A 17,652-nucleotide genomic window follows, 5' to 3' on the forward strand; every position below is an offset into this window, starting at 1 on the left:
AAGCCCGAAGCTGACCTAACTGACCTTGCTGACCACTGCTGGCTCTTCTCCCCGTGCCGTCCCTCGACTGTCATGGGTAGAGCACCCACCGGTGCGCCGGCGACCATCTGGGGGGACCTGATGCTGGACAAGAGTTACGTCGTGCCCTGGGGAAAGCGGGGGGCGCTGGCCGCCGACACCGAGGCAGCCGTACGGGCCGAGCTCATCCACGAGAGCACCCCGCTGCCGACGGGCGTACGCCGGGAACGGTTCGAGCGCTCCTTCGCCGAAGCGGTCGGCAGCCGGCATGCGGTCTCGGTGACCAGTGGAACGGTCGCCCTGCAGCTGGCGGTCCGGATGCTCGGCCTGACCCCCGGCGACGAGGTGATCGCCACCCCGCAGACCCACCAGGCCACCGTCCAGCCGCTGTTCGACTACGACGTACAGGTCCGGTTCTGCGATGTCGACCCCACCACCCTCGCCGTCGACCCGGCCGTACTGGAGTCGCTGATCACCCCGCGCACCAAAGCCCTGCTGCTGGTGCACTACGGCGGCTGTCCCGCGGAGATGGACACCATCATGGCGCTGGCCCGCCGCCATGACTTTCTGGTGCTGGAGGACTGCGCCCACGCGCTGGGCACCCGCTACCGCGGACGCAGCGCCGGGTCGCTGGCGGACATCGCCACCTTCAGTCTCCGGAACTCCAGGAACGACAGCGCGCTCGGCAAGGGCGGGCTGATCACCTGCGACCGCGACGACTGGGCCGAGCGTCTGCACCGGCTGCGCGCCGAGGACACCGACGCGCGGAGCGCGCACCTGCTGCCGGACCGGACGGCCGCACCGAACGCCGCGCTGTGGACCCCGCACACCATCCCCCTCCATCGCGGCCGGACACGGCGGCCCGGCGGGGACGCGACGATGCCGGACATCGTCGCGGCCCTCGGCCAGGCCCAGCTGACCCGGCTCCCGGCCACCACCGTCCGACGGCGCACGCTCGCCGCGCGGCTGGACGAGGTATTGGCCCGCTACCCCTTCATGACCCCCCAGTCGGCGCCCGCCCACAGCTCACACGCCTACCACCTCTACACCTGCTTCACCGCCCACCAGGAACTGCGCGACCACCTCGTGCTGAGCCTGGACCGCCGAGGCGTGGAGATCCAGCTCCGCTACTTCCCCCAGCATCTGCTGCCGCAATGGCGCCACCGCGGCCATCTGCGCGGCGAGTGCCCCGTCGCCGAACGCAGCTGGTTCGAGCAGCACCTGAACCTCCCCTGCCACGCCCTCCTGACGCCACATCAGGAGGACCACCTCGTCGAGGCACTGGACGAGTCCCTGACCGAACTGAACGGCGGAACGCCGACCCCGCCCCCGGTCCCCGCAACGGTCTGCGGCCGGTAGCCGGGCCGCCTTCCCCGGCCCGGGCCCCGGCCCCGGCCCCGGCCCCGGCCCCGGCCACACAGTTACGCACCGCCGCGCACCGGACGGGCGCGCCGCCTCGGCTGAACGGGCGGAAGATGCCACGACCGCCGCCGTCCGGCCCCGTCCGCGGGAAGGGCGAGGGCATGAGCCCTTCGCACGACTCCACCACCGCCGGGCACACCTGCGCCCTGGGCCTTCTCACCGGAGCGCCCCGACAGCTCACGCCGACTGGCGAGCGCCTCACCCTCCCGCACCCAACGGAAGGTGCCCCAAGATGAGAGCTTTCGTGCTCCGGAAGGTCGGCGAGGTCGGCGTCATCGAGAAGCCGGTCCCCGAGCCCGGCCCCAATGACGTGGTCGTGCGCACCACCGCGGCCTTGGTCTGCACGACCGATGTACACGTCATGAGGGGCGTGATTCCGGTCGAGCCGGACGTGACACTGGGACATGAGGCGGTCGGTGTCGTCCATACGCTCGGCTCGGCTGTCGAGGGGCTGGTCAAGGGCCGGCGCGTCGCGGCCGCCGGGATCACGCCCTGCTTCCACTGCGACTCCTGCCAGCGCGGGTTCTCCTCGCAGTGCCAGGGACGGATGCTGGGCGGCGCCAGATTCACCAACCAGCGCGACGGGACCCTGGCCCAGTATTTTCTTGTCAACAACGCCGAGGCCAACCTCGCACCGATTCCCGAAGGGCTCTCCGACCACCAGGCGCTGTACGCGACCGACATGCTCTCCACCGGGTTCGTCGCCGCCGAACACGCGGAACTCGCACTGGGCGAGACCGTAGCGATCTTCGCGCAGGGCGCGGTGGGCCTGTCGGCAACGATCGGCTGCCGACTCCTCGGCGCCGGCCTCATCATCGCCGTCGAGTCGGTTCCCGCCCGCCAGGACCTCGCCCGCCGCTTCGGCGCCGATCTGATCGTCGACCACACGCAATGCGATCCGGTCGAGCGCATCCTGGAGCTGACGGACGGCCAGGGCGTCGACGCGGCCATCGAGGCACTCGGCACCCCCGAGACCTGGGAGGCCGCCTTCCGGGTCACGAAGCCGGGAGGCCGCATTTCCAACGTCGGGTATCACGGGGAGGTGCGAGAGCCCCTGAAGATCCCCCTGGAGCCATTCGGATACGGCATGGCCGACAAGCAGGTCTACGGCGGGTTCAACCGCGGAGGGCGCGGATGGCTTCGCCGCATCTTCCGGTTGATGGAGACGGGGAAGGTCGATCCCACCCCGATGACCACCCACGAATTCAACTTCGATGAGATCGAACGAGCATTCCAGATGATGGCAACGAAGGAAGGCGGAATCATCAAGCCCCTGATTCACTTCGACACGGGCCCCGCCTAAGGGCTGTCCCGTAAATGACCTGTGGAGCGTTGGCTGACCGGCTCGTTGCGGGGCAATGGGAGCCGACGGTGTTTGGTGGTGCAGGTCGGTGATGTCGAGGGCTCAGTTCTGGTTTACGGGCCAGACTGCCGCCGGATCGCAGTGGTCCGGACAGGCGAGCAGGTAGACCTCGTTGCCGAGGAACAGCCAGTAGGTGTCGGCGCTGATGCTGTAGGGCTGCTCTGGCTGGCCGGGCCGGATGGCGAACTGCATGCCCTCGGGCACCTGGCAGACGTACATCAAATCGGCGCCGCACGAGCAGCGGTAGTGCTCGGGATCCTGCGCCCAGGACGGCCTGCCACCCACCTTGAACGTCTGGGCTCCCAGTCCTCGCACATCGGGGGTGTCGGCGAAGGGACGCAGAGTCAGCGGCAGGGCGCGCACGGATGGTTCGGGCTCCGCCACCGGCAGCGTCGCGTTGCGCTGGAGCAGCACGCGCCAGAATGGACGCGAGTAAGGCGGCTGCGGAGCGTCCCAGTACTGGGGGACGAGCCGACCGTCGGCGGTCTGCTCAGGTTCGGATGCGTCGTTGTGCATGCTGCAGTGGAAGACCGAGAGGTGGTCTCCGCCGAACGGCGCCAGGTCCGACGGTATGTCGAGCTGGAAGAACAGGGCCATCCGCAGACCGCAAAAGCACTCCGGCCACTCCTGAGCTTCGTCGAAGAAGGGCCAGCCGCCCACTGAGTTCCGCGTCGGGTGCTCCAGCGGCTCGGTTCCGATTTCGATCGCATAGGCAGGCAGCACCACCTGCATCTTCCTCACATCAGGTTCGACCATCCGCTCACTTTAGAGGTGCCCTATGACAGCTGGTCGCAGGTGAGATCGTCTTGGTGGGGGTGGTGTGATCACGGCATCGGAGCCGTCCTGAACAGCCCCTTTTACCGCTCTGAGCCCGCGGTTGTTCCGCACGCTGGTGGCCGCGCTGCGGCGTGACGGAGCCGATGAACCCTTTCCGGCCCTGACTTCCGTGAGGCAACGCCCCTCCCGAACTCCGCGGAGCCTCGGGAGGGGCTCCTCCGTGACATGACCGGTGGCATCACCGGGTGCGGGCCCGTGTCACCCCACCCCAGGCAATGCCGGCTGGGCGGCGGGGGTGTCGGCCCGGCCCTTCTCGTAGACCGTCAGGCCCCGTGCCAGATGGAGGGGGACCAGCAGCAGTTCCACGATGAGGGCCTTCCAGGCGTAGACGAGGTTGACGGCCTTGGTCGCGTAGACGCAGGGGATGTCCAACAGCACACCTGACAGCGGGAGTTTGCGACGGCGGGCGGCGTAGATGAGGGGTGGCGTCGTCAGCAGGAGTTCGGCTCCGGCCCACCAGGCGAAGGCGAGGGCGGGTGGCTGGTCGGTGGTCGCGGCGAGGACGAACGGGGTCGCCCACCAGAGCGGTGCGGTGAGGATCTCCAGGAGTGCGAGGAGCACCCAGACCGCCAGCAGAGGTTTGTGGACGATCAGCCGCCCGAGGTGCAGCCGGACGTTCTGACAGAAGCCTGCCATCCAGCGCCAGACCTGTTTACGCAGGTACGTCAGTTCTTCCGGGTCGGCGGCCAGGGCCACCGCATCGGAAACGTATACCGCACGTCTGCCCGCGATCTGCTGCGACCACGTGTAGTCCATGTCCTCGACGATGGTTCGTTCGGGGAAGCCACCGAAGGCCATCAGGTCATCGCGCCGGAAGACGGAACAGCAACCCGAGCACACCATGGGGCTGTTGGCGCGGGCCTGGATGGGGCGGTGCCAATGGAAGCCGAAGAGGTACTCGGTGGAGCGGCCGCGTTCCCAGAGTGTGCGGGTATGGCGGGTGCGGACCGTGCCTGCCGCGATGGAGACTTCCGGGTCGTCGAAGACGGGCAGGACGGTCTCGATGTAGTCCGGCGCGAGGACGGTGTCCGCGTCGACGGCCAGGACGAGGTCGGTGGTGCACTGCGGAAGGGCGTAGTTCTGCGCCTTGGCCTTGCTGCCGAGATTGCGTGGCGGACGCAGTACGGTCACGCCGTGTGAGGCCGCCACTTCGCCGGTCCGGTCGGTGGAAGCGTCGTCCACGACCAGGATCCGGTCAGGTCGGACGGTTTGCCGGGCGAGGGACTCCAGCGTGGCCGGCAGCCCCTCCTCCTCGTTGTGAGCGGGCACGATGACGGTGATGGTGTGCAACTCGATCTCCCCCTGTCTTGCGGATCGCGCCGGCTACGACCGTGATCAGTCCGATCAGGCCGTAGACAATGGTGCTGATGCCGATGAACGGCAGTCCTCCGTGCATGTCACCGACGGTAGGGAAAGAGGCCGTCGAATGGTTCCGGAGGCTTCCTCCTGTGGATAACCCGACTGCGGCCGGGTGGAGTTGGCGGACAGCGCCGGTGTGACCGGGATTCTTAGTTTGCGGATGGGGTCGCTACATTGCGGATCTTGCTCAAGTAACGCTGTGTTGTGAGGCTGAACAGTGTGCGACGCCGCAGGTAACCGTTCTTTGTCTACTGGATGCAGAAGGTCCGCCGTCGGCACAGGCTGCCGCTCCATCCCACCGACGTCGACGTCGTGGTCCGCCAGCAAAACCACCTCCGGCAGGAGTTCCCACAGTGGTTCGATGCCGATGGCCAGCCCCTGTCCGAGCTGATGCTGCTCTTCCCCACCCCGCGACTGACTCGCACCAACAAACGCGGGGAACAGCCCTACGACGGCAGTTCCATTACTGGCTGCTAGCCTGGCTTGATCAATTCGAGCTGGTCGACGAGCACGACAACGGCTTCGACAAGGCACGCGTCTTCCCGTACACGTTCCGGCACACCTACGCCCAGCTCCGCGCCGACGCCAGCGTGCCGTTGGACGTGCTGCGATATCTGATGTCGCATCAGGAGCCCTCTACGTCACAGGTCGATTACCGCACGTCCCACCCCGACGCGTGGAGGCCGTGCGCGCCATCGCCGCCAAGTACCAGTTCGACCTCACCGGCGGCAGCGTGCGCTCTCGCACGGCCCAGGCAGACCTCACCGATCGCATCCGGGCAGGTGTCAGCTCAGCCCCCGTGCCTGCGAGCCAGTGCCACGAGATGAACAACGTCAGGCGGACGGGGAGCTGCGGGAGCAGCGGGACGCCGCTTTGGCCGCCCGTCAGCACACAGAGGCCGACCTGGCCGCCTCCGCAACGTCAACCAGCGCCCTTGATGGTGGAGAATGCTCGATTGCTCGAGGCCGCGGCCCGATACGCACTTACGGAGTAGCCCAATCTGGACAGTCGGCGAGCACACCGGCTCTCGGACTTGGTGAACTGTAGGTGGCTCAGCCGAGACCGCCTGCTGGCTGGTTTCCGTCACGCCGCGAGACCTGAGGGTGGATTATCGGGCGGTGGTGCGTTCCAGGGCTGCGCCACTGATCCATCCGGTTCCCATCCGTAGAGCTGCAGTGGTCCCGCCTCTTCGGCGCAGCCCTTTTCACGCAATAGGATCACCATCTTCCGCAAGGCTTCGCGGTCGCCAGCGTTGGCAGCACGTATGTACCACTCCTTCGCCTCGTCACTTCGGCTCGTCCTACTCAATACGTCACCCACCAGCGCCAGGGCGCCAGTGTCGCCATCCAAAGTGCGGGACTTCAGCCAATCAACCGCCTCGTCGCTTCGGTCTTCCTGAAGAAGCAGCTCCGCCAAGTTCTCCATGGCCCAGCAACGCAGGAAGTAGGCCAGTTCGCCGTTGGCGAGGGCCTTCAGCCATTCAATGGCTTCGTTCGTCCGCCCCTCCCGTTGCAGCAGCTTCACCCGGTCACTTCTGGCGCGCGAGCTTCCTGCTTCAGCGGAGCGCCGATACCACTCAAGGGCCTTGTCTATCCGGCCGTGCTCCTCAAGCAAGATGGCCGCCCACCCCCAGGATTCACCGTGGCGAGTGTCTGCCAGGCCTTCGAGCCACTCGATCGCTTCATCCAGCGCGATTGCTCCGACCTCCACCAGACCGCGCAGCTGGTTCGTCGCCCATCCAATTACGAGCGCGTTCCCGGCATAAGCGGCGCGCTCATACCAGACCCATGCCTCCTCCGAATCCTCAATCTTTCCGGTATGGAGCAACTCCATCCCAACCAGCCAGGCGTCTTTCTCGTTTCTATCTGTGCATTCCTTCAGCCAGTCGATAATTTCGTCACTTCGACCCTCGTCACGCAGCAAGTCAACCGACACGCCAACGCCCCCATTGCCAGCTCGAGCGGCCCTCATGAAATAGTCGATGGCCTCATCGGTCCTGCCCTCTTGTTGCAGCAGCGCACCAGCCTGTGCCAGGGCGTCGGGAGCGCCAGCCCGTGCGGCCCGGTCGTAGCCGGCAAGTGCCTCGTCCACCCGGCCCACTTCTCCAAGGGCGTACAGGTCTCCCTCCTCGGCACGAGCCCTTAGCCACGTGTCTGCCTCGTCGGTCCGGTTGGCCTGTCGCAGTAGCTCGATCGCTCGTTTGAACAGTTCAGTGTCACCGGCAGCGGCAGCGTACTTGTACCAGGCGAGCGTTTCTTCGGACCTATCTGCACGATGGAGTAGGTGGACAACATCCTTACAAGCTTGGCGATTTCCAGCTTCGGCAGCTCTGGTGTAAAGGCGAACAGCGATACGCAAGAGCCCACGGTTGTATGCAGCCTCGGCAAGGGGCATGCAGTCCGTGGGGGTGGCGTGATCGACCAGTGCCTCCCACAAGCTGGCGGGCGCGCCGGCGGTGCGGCGTAGACGCCGGCCGTGTTGCTCGAGGTAGTCAGTGAGACGATAACTGTCCTGGAGCGATTGCCTTCTGCTACGGCGGGGGCGAATGCGCGTGAGTGGCCCCCGGGCACCGCGCAAGGGATGGGTGGCGTCGCCCAAGGTCTGCTCGAACCAGTTCTCCGGCAGTAGCTCCCACTGCTGGTCAGTCAGATAACCTTCCGCCGCATCGGCAAAGAGTTCCTTGGGCAAGGCGAGACCGTGGCCGAGGCGACGGGCGTCCATGGCAACCGTGATGAGGGCCCGCAGGTCAACTTTCGCGGTGCGGTACCGCTCCAAGAGTGCCGGGGCGCCGGCGAGGTACTGAGCGATCTGTCCTTCCTCGGCATGATCGGCGGCATAAGCGAGCCGCGGGTCCCCTTCGGCTGCCCACCTCAGAGCGTCCATGTCACATCCCTCGAAGGCAGCCGGAACAGAGATGTCGTGGCCGGTGAGCAATATGCGGGCCTGGTGGTGCTCATCGGTTTCGCCGGACTGCGGCGGGGTGGTGAGGCCACTCCAGTCCTCCGGCCAGATGGTTCCAAGAACAAGAACCGGGGCCCTGTCGACGTCGTTCAGGAGCGTGGACAGCTTCGCAGCAACTCGCTCGCCCAGGTCGGGCGGACGTAGGTAGTGCTGAGTGTCGTTCAGCCACACGACTGTCCGTGAGCCCACTCGATCCAACTGGTTCAGCGCCGCTTCCGGGCGGGTGGGATCGTACGGGTGCCACAGCCGCCACCCACCTGGCAGGCTTGGCAGGGACTCCCAGCAGGCCCGTGTCTTGCCCGACGATGACGACCCGACGAGGATCGCGATCTCACTGTTGCCTTTCGCTGCTTGCTGAACCACGCGGCGGAGTTCGGCGTCGTGGGCTCGTTCGACATACGTGGGCAGCGGATCCAGAGCACCTGCGCCCGGTGGCAACGCAATGTCGATGGCCGGGTGGACCTCCAGCGCGAAGGCGTCTGTTATCTCCTCCACTGGACGGCCGACTCGAGCAGCCGCGGTCTCGCCTGCAGCAGCGGTGTCCCTCCGTCGGCCGCTCGTTCGCCGCTCGCTTTGCGCAGCGACTCGCGGAGTCTCGTAGTACGCGATGTCCCGTCGTCGGTAGTCCTTGTTCTTGCGCCCTGCCATTGCCTGCAGAATCCCGATGAGCGTCTCGAAATTCTTCTTGCTCCTGCTCGTAGGGACACTCTCGCCACACATCCAGTTACTGAGCGTGGCATCCTTGATGCCGCCATTCATGCGGCGGATGAGTTCAGCCTGGGACGGCTCCCCGGCATCCCGGTACAGGCGCATCAGCTTGGCGTAGAAGTCCGCCGTTTTCGGACCGTGGTCGTCCCGTGGCTCCCGGCAGTGATCACTCACATCTGTCTCCAGACCGGTTATCCGGTCCTGCTTCCGGACCGGAAACCTGTCGGAACCCATTTCTCTGTCCTGTGACCAGCGTAGAAAGCCTCACCAACCCCCGCATGATCGACCGGATTGGGGTCCGGAACGCCCTCATGGCCCTCGCGAGCCGCGACATCAGAAGCGCGGCCTGATGGAGGGAACCCCAGATGAGCAACAACAGCACCCCGCCGCCGAACGCCAACCGCTTCACCCTGGCGGTCATCCGCGCCGCCGTCTCAGGAGTGGTGCGCGGGTTCATCGACTGGCTGCTCGAGAACTTCATGGACTGGTGACGGGGCGAGCGCCGCGACCGCACCTGGCGCGTTCGCGGCCACATGCTCGGCCTTGAGGCTACTCACGGTGACGCTACCTGGACTTCCCGGGCCGGACCAGTCAGTCACATGATTGACTCACGTGGAGCCGCATGTGACCTGTGGAAGGCGTGCTCACCGGTGCACAGAACTACTAGTGCGGCGAAAAGGCGCAACGGTCACCAATAATATCCGATGCCCCGTTCACGTCACCGATCTCGCCCGGGCCATCCTGGACCTGGCCGCCTCCAATCACACCGCCGTGTGCCACCTCGCAGGATCAGATGCGGTCAGCCGTCATGAGCTCGGGGTTCTGATAGCCGACCGGGATGCATTGCACACCTCACGGCTGGCCGCCGGCCGTCGCGCCGACACCTGTTCCCCGGGGGCGCTGGACGTCCGCTTGGACAGCACCCGGACACAACGCACCTTGCGGACTGCGCTGCGCGGCGCCCGCGACTTCCTCCGCCGCGAGCACTGACTCGTATCTCTTCCCACGAAACCACTAGGTCAGACGCATGTTCGTCATCGTGCGGGCCAACTCCGACACTCAGCAGAGCCAACTCAAGCACTAAAAGGCTTCCTAATGAAGTTGTCAAGCCGCTGTAGCCACTGGGGGTGCGACCTCGTAGCACCGTCGGTCACGGATCAGGGCCCACAGGACGTTGACGCGGCGGCGGGCGAGGGCGAGCACGGCTTGGACGTGCTTCTTTCCCTCGGCGCGTTTGCGGTCGTAGAACTTCCGCGAGTTGGGGTCGCAGCGGACGCTGACGAGCGCGGAGGTGTAGAAGACGCGCTGGAGTCTTCGGTGGTAGGCGACCGGCCGGTGGAGGTTGCCGCTGACCTTGCCCGAGTCGCGAGGCGCGGGCGCAACGCCGGCGAAGGCCGCCAGGGCGTCCGGAGAGTCGAAGTCGTCCAGGCTGCCGCCGACAGCGGCGAGGAATTCCGCTCCCAGCACGGCACCGATGCCGGGGACGCTCTGGACTATGTCGGCGAGTTCGTGCTCGCGAAACCGGCCCTCGATGAGCTTGTCCATCTCGGAGATCTGCTCGTTGAGGGTCATCACCTCCCCGGCCAGGGTGTGGACCAGCTTGGCTATGGTCTTCTCCCCGGGGATGGCGGTGTGCTGCCGCTCTGCTGCCTCAACGGCTGCTTCGGCCAGGGATCTTGCGTTGCGGACGGTGCGGTTGGCCAGCCACTTGGTCAGCCGTGTGACCCCGGCGCGGCGGATCGAGGCCGGACTCTGGTACCCCGTCAGCAGCTTGAGCGGGCCGGTGTTGGTCACGTCCAGGGCCCGTTCCAGGGCGGGGAACATGCTCAGCAGGGTGCCGCGCAGGCGGTTCACGGTGCGGGTGCGGTCCTCGACCAGGTCGGCGCGGCGTCCGGTCAGCAGCTTCAGCTCGATGGCGGCTTCGTCGCCGGGGCGGATGGGCCGCAGGTCGCGGCGCATCCTGGCCTGGTCGGCGATCACGTAGGCGTCGCGGGCGTCGGTCTTGCCCTCGCCGCGGTAGCCGTCGGAGGCCCGGTTCACCAGCCGGCCGGGCATGTACAGGATCTCCTGGCCGTGGTTGACCAGCAGGGCCAGCAGCAGTGCGGGTTCTCCGCCGGTCATGTCGATGGCCCAGGTGACCTGACGCCCGTCGGCCAGGTCGAGGACGTCACCGAGCAGTTTCAGCAGCTCGGGCTCGTCGTTGGCGACCCGCCGCGACAGCAGTGTTTTGCCGTCGGTGTCCAAGGCGAGGCCGTGGTGGTGGCCCTTGCCGCTGTCGATCCCCGCCCATATCCGGCTCATCGTGCTCCTGACGTTCGTGTTCGTACTGTTCGTGCCACGGACGACTTCGCCGGCATTGCTCTACGCAGCGACTTGTTCGCACTTCCTAATCGGCGGCCGAGTCGTCGTGGGGTGCCGGGCGGCGAAGCCTCGCAAGCCACAAGGTGGCAGCCGCCTGACAGCCACACCCAGCACCCCTGGGCGACCCAACCCTACGAATGGCTCGATCAACCCGATCAAGAAGGTAGAGCCGCCTGAAGAACTCCGTCACATGCGATCAAGTTCGGAGATCGCACCGGTCCGGGCTACCTCTTCTGCTGGTCTGGGTACGTGAAGGCAGTGACGGAGGCGGCGATTCCTTCCGATGTGTGCCAGTTGGAAGGGTTGGTCACGAGTTACGACGAGGACGTAGAGACCCGGAGTCTCCTGCGGCTCGGGGATGAGTGGCCGCGTCGGTGGAGTACGACGTGGAGGGCGGGTGGCGGCGAGGTCACCTGGCCGGTCCGTGACATGACTTATGTTCCCGTGCTGTCGTCCCAGCCGACGCGCGGGTTCACGTGGCGACGCACTCAGCGGCATCACCCGGGGCTGCAGTACATGGTGTCGACCGGCCGGGCCCATGGGTTCGAGTCGATCGAGGAATCGCGTCTGCTGGTCGCCCTGGACTTTCTCGGGGCGTCGGAGGTGTTGTCTCAGCCGTTCCGCCTGGACTTCGAGCATGCGGACGGGAAGGGCTGGCATGTCCCGGACTTTCTGGCCGTGGTCGACGGCGGGATGTGGTTGCTGGATGTCCGTCCGGCGAATCTGATCAAGGTGAGCGATGCGCTGAAATTCGCGGCTGCCCGGGAGATGGCTACTGTCTGCGGCTGGCGGTATTCGGTAGCCACCGGCTGGCGCCCGCATGTCTTCAGCGTGTTGGACCATCTGTCGTCGCGGCGGCGGCCGGCAAGGGACCTGCTGGGCATGAGGGATCAGGTGCTGTCCGCGGTCGGCGAACGGGCCGTTCCACTCGGCGAATTGGCGGAGGCGGCCAGCCTGCCGGTGGTCGCTCGCGCTCACATCGTCCGGCTGCTCTGGCACCGGGAGCTTGGGGTCGATCTGGGTAGACCGCTGCTCGACAGCTCGCTGGTCTGGGCGGCGACCGGGCCGCGGGGGCGGGTGTGATGGCGTCTTCGAACGGGCTGTTGCGGGTGTCGTCGGGCCGGCGGATCGCGCTCAACGGGGTCGACTGGACGATCGAGTCGGTCGAGGCCCATCTCGGCCGGCTTGTGCTGGCAGACGGCTCCGGCCGGGTCGAGGCTCGCTCGTTTCGATGGCTGATCAATCATCCTGACCTGCGAGTACTGGGGGACATAGACAAAGCGAGCCGCTCGGGACTGCCCCGTCAGCCAAGGTCACTAGCCGACCTGACGCCGAATCAATTGGAGCGAGCACGGATCCGGGCCGAGCACGTATTGGAGACGGCGACCGGCTTTCGAGACGGGCACCCGTCCCGGGCGAGGCCGGGCGAGCCGCGGCCGGCCTACGACCCCGACCTGACGACGCTGACCGCACGCCGGCACGCGAAGGCCGCCGAGGTGAAGGCGATGCCCGCGCAGGAGGCGACACTGCTCGGGTTGAAGGGCCTGGGAGTCCGCACCCTGGAGACACTGACGACATTGTCCGGAGAGAGTCTCCTGCTGGCCTGCGCGGACGGGCGGTGGACTCGCCGGCGAGGTGGTCACCGGAGTGTCACCGAGGAGATCCGCGAGGCGATCTTCGCGGTGAGGGAGGAGTGCAAGGACCGGGCCCGGATCACCATGGCCGCCAGGCACCGTCTGATGCACCAGTACGTACGCGAGCGTTTCCCGGACTTCCCCACCAAGAAGATCCCCTCCCGCTACACGCTGGCGGTGGTCTGGGAGGAGTGGTTCGGTCCCGGAGGGGCCCGGCCGCGTTACCGACGGACGGCGGATGCTGCCGCGGAGGCCGGGGTCTCGGGCCGGGTGGTGGTCCACCGGCCAGGGCAGGTTCTCGCGCTGGACTCGACTCCGCTGCCGGTCAAGCTGCGGGAGACCGTCTTCGGTGAAGCGGTCACGGCGACGCTCACCCTGGCTCTGGACCTCTACACCCACGGGTTGCCGGCCTTTCGGCTCACCCTGCAGTCGGACACCTCCGTCGACGTCGCGATGCTGCTGCGGGACGTGATGCTGCCACTGCCCATGCGGGAGAGCTGGGGCGAGGAGATGGAGTGGCCCTACGCGGGCGTCCCGGCGGACGTCGTCGCCGAGTTTGCCGGCCACCGGGTCGCGGCCCTGCCGTATTTCGCGCCGGAGACGGTAACCACCGACCACGGCGGACCCTACAAAAACCACGACCTGGTGGAGGCCGAACGGGAACTCGGCTGCAATATCCTGCCCGCCCGCGTGCTGCGACAGACGGACAAGTTCGCGGTCGAGCGACAGTTCTCCACGATCCAGACGATGCTGCTCGAACACCTGCTGGGGTTCACCGGCACCGACACGGCCGACCGCGGGGCCGACCCCGAACGCGACGCGAGCCTGACCCTCGCGCAAGCCGAGCACGTCATCGCAACCTGGATCGTCCGGGTGTGGCAGAACCGCAAACTAGGCGAATACGCCCCCAGTTGGGCGCCGGGTGAGGACCACAGTCCGAACACACTGTTCGCGGCGGCCATGCAGCAGGGCGGCTTCGACCTGGACTTTCCCGAGCCGAGCCTCTACTACCGGCTCCTACGCAAGCACCACATCAAGATCCATCCCCGTCGCGGGGTGAAGATCCTCGGACTTTGGTATCACGCCGACGTCCTAGACGATCCGCGGTTCTGGCGGCCCTCGGGCCGCGGCGGCCGACACGCCGGCAAGTGGGTGGTCCGCAGTGATCGCAGGGACCGCAGGCAGGTTTTCTTTCAGGATCCGGCCGACCACGAGACCTGGCATGTTCTGCGGTGGCGGGGCCTTCCCCCCGAAGGCGAGGTCCCGGCGTTCTCGGACAAAAGCGCCGATGCTCTCCTCGAACATGTGAGAGCGAACAAGATCGTTGCCCGTTCCGACGAAGAACTCCTGCCAGCGTTGCTGGACATCCTGGGTTCGGTTACCCCGGTTGATAAGTGGCCCACGCAGAAGGAGAAGAAGGCCGGGAAGAAGCGGCGCATCGCCCGGGCCCGCGAGGACACCCACGCGCAGGCCGCCGCCGCGGACCGCGAAGGCCCTTCGCCACTGCCTGCCCGGATGCCCGCGCCATGGGCCGAGCAGACCCACACGATCGACACCGCTGTCGACTCCGACCGTCGCCGCCGGCGGGAGGAAGTTGTCCTGGACGAACCGGTTGCGCCACCGCTGCTGGAAGATGCTCTGCGTCGCCAACACCTGTTCCTGCTTCCGCTGGGACCCGACGACCATATTGACCAGCCCCTGGAGGAGAACGCGTGAGCCAGTCCCCCTCCGTCAACGATCCGCTGGCCGATCTGCCCTCACGAGCCCGGATCGCCAAGCTGATCCTGCAAGGGCGCCCGCACCGCGACACCTACGCTGGCTGGCAGCATTACCGCACCCACCGCGGTCAGCTCATTCCGCCGCCACCACTGACAGCGAACCAGTGGCGGACCGCCCCCACGGCCCGCCGGACCGACTACGATCTCTATCGCAGGATCACGAACGTCAATCTGCCGCTGCAGCGGACTCCGATGCAGGAGAAAGTCACCCGGCTCATCCGGCGTCGGCTGAATGGCAATACCCTGAAGCAGGACGATCCAACCCTGGCCGGGGTCATGGTCAGCGGCTGGGGCAACTACGGGAAGACCGCGACCGTCTGCTCAGCCGCAGCCGCCTTCGAAGACCAATGGCTGCAACTGCACAGCTACCTGCTTCCGGGCGCCATCCCGGGGACCTCGGATCTACACGCTCCGGTTGTCTACGTCTCGACTCCGGTCACCGCGACCCCCAAGAGCACCTGTGTGTCGATCCTGAACTTCTTCCGGGCCGACTTCCGCAGGTCAGCGACGCTCCCTGAACTGGTCCGCCTCGTCGCCGACTCACTCAGGGATCACGGCGTCAAGGTCTTGGTCCTGGACGACATCAGCCGGTTGCGCATGCACCGCGCTGACGACCAGGACGTCCTGGACCTCATGCGGGCCTTCATGAGTCTGGACGTCACCTTGATCCTCACCGGAGTCAACATCCCCGCGACCGGGCTGCTGCGCGAGGCGAAATGGGACAAGGCAACAGCCCAGTGGCTTATGCCGCAGTTGGAATCGACCCGCATCCACGGCCTGGAGGTCACCCAGACCGAGCACCGCTTCGAACTGGTCGAGCTCGACCGGTTCCGCTACACCACCGCCGAGCAGATCACTACATTCCTCAACCATCTTCGAGGGATCGAGGTCCACCTCCGGCTGCTGAAGGCGAAGAAGGGCATGCTCACCGACGGTGCCATGCCCGAGTATTTGATGCGCCGCACCGGCGGCGTCGTCGGGCTGCTCGGGCGGCTCATCGAGGACGGCACCCAAGAGGCAATGGACAGCGGCAGGGAAGCTCTCGACGAGAACCTCCTGGACGAGATCGTCCTGCGACGAGACGACATGGCCGACGCCCCCGATGAGCCGGCCGTCCCCAAGCGCCAGCCCACCACGCGGCGTTCGTCGCGCACAAAGCGCCGGCCCCGCAACACCGTCTTCGACGACCGCGGCCCTCGCGCCGCTGAAGACCAGACAGGCTGATCCGTGAACGTCGCCAAGGACCCGCTGCCCAGGAGCTTGATCCCTCTGCCCGACGAGAGCCTGCCGGGATTCCTCCTCCGTTTGGCCCACCGCCTCGACCTGTCGCCTGGCCAAGTGGCCCGGCGGACTGGCCTCGCACACTCACCCACCGGGCTGGCTCCGGCCTCCAGTCTGCTGATGCTGGAGTCCACACCGTTGAATCTCTTCGCCCGCTCGGCCAGGGTCACGCCGGCTGCTGCGGACTCGCTGACCCTGCGTCCCTACACCGACCGCTACCCAGCCCTCACGCACGCGCTGGTCCGAGAGGGAAGCACACCCCGTCCTCGCAGCGTCTTCCCTCTCTGGCTGCTGATGGCCTATTCGCGCTACTGCCCCACCTGCCTTGCTGGAGACGACACACCCATCCAGCGCCGCCACGGCGGCCCTTGGAAGCGGGAATGGCGGCTGGCCATCACGTTCGCTTGCCTCGATCACCAGGTGTTCCTGCGCAACGACTGCCCACGCTGCCGGCTTCCGGTGTTCGGCGGCCGGGGCAGCCGACTCACCCTGCTACCCGCGCAGCACACGCCAGGGCTTCACCCCGCTCAGTGCCGCAACCCTCCATCCGAATCCTCACCCGCAGGCTCCGGCATCTGTGGTCACCGGCTGGACAGCGCCGAACCACCGGAAGTGAGCCTCTCACCAGCTCTCGCAGAGCTGCAGCGCAGGCTTATGGGCCTCCTAACGTCCGAGGGCCAGCCGGAGCGCGCGTTTCAGCGATTCGCCGACCTGCAAGTCGCTGCTGCCCTCATCCAGGCAGGTTGGCCGGCAGCGGCAAACCTTGCTCCGTCCGAAGCTCAGCCCGCTTTGGCCGCACACAATGCACCCCAAGCTCACCCCGCTCCGAGCCCTCAGCAGCCACTCCCGTCCTCCGGCCGCCCTGTCACGACCGCCTGGAGCACACCGCCCGGCGACGCGGTCGCCACCGCAGCGCTTCTGGCTGCATCCGAGCAACTGGTTACACAAGATCCCTTTGAGTCGCGCAGCGCGCTGCCTCAGCTGCTTCGATACCTCCCCACGCGGCAGGACCCCCGGTGGGGCACGACTTGGCGCATGCTGGCGCACGATGCCTCGCCTTCATTCCGCCACCAGGTCGAAAAGGTCTACCAGCTCAGGCTCCACTTCGACTGGATCCGGCAAGGGGCACCCACACAGAGCATCACCAAAGCTCGCTCCGTTCATAGACTCTTCGCTCCCCTCCTAACCCTCAAGGACCACGGCTTCGCAGCCGAGCACATCCCGCAATTCCTTCCCGAGTCCTGGCTCGCAGTCTTCTCGGACAGCTTCGACCGTCGGACTCCGCGCAGCCGCCTCCTGCGGCGTATGCTCCCCATCCACCTGATTCAGGCCGTCAGCAACCTGAATCTCCTGGAAGCTGCCGAGTTCCTCGGCGTCCCCCTGTCCTGGAGTACCGGACGACGCCCACGGCTCAACACCCGTCAACCCCCCGACCACCTGAGGGGCCAAGGCGCCCGCGACGCCCTGGAACGACTCGCACAACACATCGCCCGGCAGAGGAAGTTCGATTACCAGGCCAGGCGGACCCTGCTCACAGGCTGGCACCTCGACGACCAGACCTGGAACCGGATCTGCCGACAGCACAGACGGCTAACGGGCCCGCGTCCGGGCGCCCTGACCCGTGAATGCGCGTCCGCTCTCGTCTGGAGCCGCGTCACCGGCAGCGAGTACTCCCTCGCACCCATCTTCCAGCCACCAATCTCCCCACTGAACCGGCAACTGGACGCCGCATCACCAGCGATGATGTTTCTCTGGCGCTGGGACCACGAAAACCCGCCGTTCCCTGACGTCCTCGAAGCCCTCGAAGCACTCGCCCTTCAGATCATCGAAGCCCCCACTCACGCACCGTGATCCCACCACTGCCATGATTCGCAAAATAACGCTCTCAAGATTCGCAAACTAACTTCTCTGTCACTGTCTTGAGCTGCTC

General features: G+C 66.6%; 11 protein-coding genes. 7 read left to right on the forward strand and 4 right to left on the reverse strand.

All coding sequences use genetic code 11. The features are described from left to right. Window positions 1–120: 120 nt before the first annotated feature. Together OIU81_RS07795 and OIU81_RS07800 are read left to right on the forward strand one after the other, a co-directional pair. Window positions 121–1,377: a DegT/DnrJ/EryC1/StrS family aminotransferase gene (locus OIU81_RS07795; RefSeq protein ID WP_443074128.1), complete on the forward strand. Its 1,257-nt coding sequence runs from the start codon at window positions 121–123 to the stop codon at window positions 1,375–1,377. A 295-nt stretch (window positions 1,378–1,672) separates the two neighbouring features. Continuing rightward, window positions 1,673–2,743, forward strand: coding sequence for a zinc-binding dehydrogenase (locus OIU81_RS07800; protein WP_329145241.1), 1,071 nt, complete (start codon window positions 1,673–1,675; stop codon window positions 2,741–2,743). A 102-nt stretch (window positions 2,744–2,845) separates the two neighbouring features. Here the strand turns inward: OIU81_RS07800 and OIU81_RS07805 are convergent, their stop codons facing one another. The 3 genes from OIU81_RS07805 to OIU81_RS07820 all read right to left on the reverse strand — a co-directional run bounded on the left by OIU81_RS07805 (window position 2,846) and on the right by OIU81_RS07820 (window position 8,902). Then, window positions 2,846–3,559 (reverse strand): hypothetical protein, encoded by a 714-nt coding sequence (locus OIU81_RS07805; protein ID WP_329145243.1) that lies wholly within the window; start codon window positions 3,557–3,559, stop codon window positions 2,846–2,848. Between the two features lie 279 nt (window positions 3,560–3,838). Further along, the gene (locus tag OIU81_RS07815; protein ID WP_329145245.1) at window positions 3,839–4,930 is read right to left on the reverse strand and encodes a glycosyltransferase family 2 protein; all 1,092 of its coding nucleotides are present in this window, start codon (window positions 4,928–4,930) and stop codon (window positions 3,839–3,841) included. A 1,152-nt stretch (window positions 4,931–6,082) separates the two neighbouring features. Further along, on the reverse strand, window positions 6,083–8,902 hold the full coding sequence (locus tag OIU81_RS07820) for a tetratricopeptide repeat protein (RefSeq protein WP_329145247.1): 2,820 nt from the start codon (window positions 8,900–8,902) through the stop codon (window positions 6,083–6,085). Window positions 8,903–9,033: 131 nt separating this feature from the next. Here OIU81_RS07820 and OIU81_RS07825 point away from each other — a divergent pair, with 131 nt between their 5' ends. Continuing rightward, window positions 9,034–9,159 (forward strand): hypothetical protein, encoded by a 126-nt coding sequence (locus OIU81_RS07825; RefSeq protein WP_329145249.1) that lies wholly within the window; start codon window positions 9,034–9,036, stop codon window positions 9,157–9,159. A 613-nt stretch (window positions 9,160–9,772) separates the two neighbouring features. On the opposite strand, the gene OIU81_RS07830 is transcribed toward OIU81_RS07825, so the two are convergent. After that, entirely contained in the window at window positions 9,773–10,969 is a 1,197-nt protein-coding gene (locus tag OIU81_RS07830) for an IS110 family transposase (RefSeq protein WP_329142155.1), read from the reverse strand. 489 nt (window positions 10,970–11,458) lie between these two features. Here OIU81_RS07830 and OIU81_RS07835 point away from each other — a divergent pair, with 489 nt between their 5' ends. Genes OIU81_RS07835 through OIU81_RS07850 form a run of 4 tightly spaced genes read left to right on the forward strand, consistent with a single transcriptional unit; the run spans window position 11,459 to window position 17,573 of the window. Continuing rightward, a complete protein-coding gene (locus OIU81_RS07835; protein WP_329145251.1) occupies window positions 11,459–12,112 on the forward strand; it encodes a TnsA-like heteromeric transposase endonuclease subunit in 654 nt (217 codons plus the stop codon). Then, window positions 12,112–14,379, forward strand: coding sequence for a transposase (locus OIU81_RS07840; RefSeq protein ID WP_329145253.1), 2,268 nt, complete (start codon window positions 12,112–12,114; stop codon window positions 14,377–14,379). The genes OIU81_RS07835 and OIU81_RS07840 overlap by 1 nt, the downstream gene beginning before the upstream one ends. After that, window positions 14,376–15,665, forward strand: a complete 1,290-nt coding sequence (locus OIU81_RS07845) for a TniB family NTP-binding protein (protein WP_329145255.1) — start codon at window positions 14,376–14,378, stop codon at window positions 15,663–15,665. The genes OIU81_RS07840 and OIU81_RS07845 overlap by 4 nt, the downstream gene beginning before the upstream one ends. A gap of 3 nt (window positions 15,666–15,668) precedes the next feature. Beyond that, window positions 15,669–17,573: a TniQ family protein gene (locus OIU81_RS07850; RefSeq protein ID WP_329145257.1), complete on the forward strand. Its 1,905-nt coding sequence runs from the start codon at window positions 15,669–15,671 to the stop codon at window positions 17,571–17,573. The last annotated feature ends 79 nt before the right edge of the window (window positions 17,574–17,652 follow it).

This window comes from Streptomyces sp. NBC_01454 (assembly GCF_036227565.1).
GTDB lineage: Bacteria > Actinomycetota > Actinomycetes > Streptomycetales > Streptomycetaceae > Streptomyces.

Coding starts and splice junctions, on each gene's coding strand:
- OIU81_RS07830 (WP_329142155.1), bottom strand. CDS start 10,969: ATGAGCCGGATATGGGCGGGGATCGACAGCGGCAAGGGCCACCACCAC.
- OIU81_RS07805 (WP_329145243.1), bottom strand. CDS start 3,559: ATGGTCGAACCTGATGTGAGGAAGATGCAGGTGGTGCTGCCTGCCTAT.
- OIU81_RS07840 (WP_329145253.1), top strand. CDS start 12,112: ATGGCGTCTTCGAACGGGCTGTTGCGGGTGTCGTCGGGCCGGCGGATC.
- OIU81_RS07825 (WP_329145249.1), top strand. CDS start 9,034: ATGAGCAACAACAGCACCCCGCCGCCGAACGCCAACCGCTTCACCCTG.
- OIU81_RS07795 (WP_443074128.1), top strand. CDS start 121: ATGCTGGACAAGAGTTACGTCGTGCCCTGGGGAAAGCGGGGGGCGCTG.
- OIU81_RS07800 (WP_329145241.1), top strand. CDS start 1,673: ATGAGAGCTTTCGTGCTCCGGAAGGTCGGCGAGGTCGGCGTCATCGAG.
- OIU81_RS07820 (WP_329145247.1), bottom strand. CDS start 8,902: ATGGGTTCCGACAGGTTTCCGGTCCGGAAGCAGGACCGGATAACCGGT.
- OIU81_RS07835 (WP_329145251.1), top strand. CDS start 11,459: ATGACTTATGTTCCCGTGCTGTCGTCCCAGCCGACGCGCGGGTTCACG.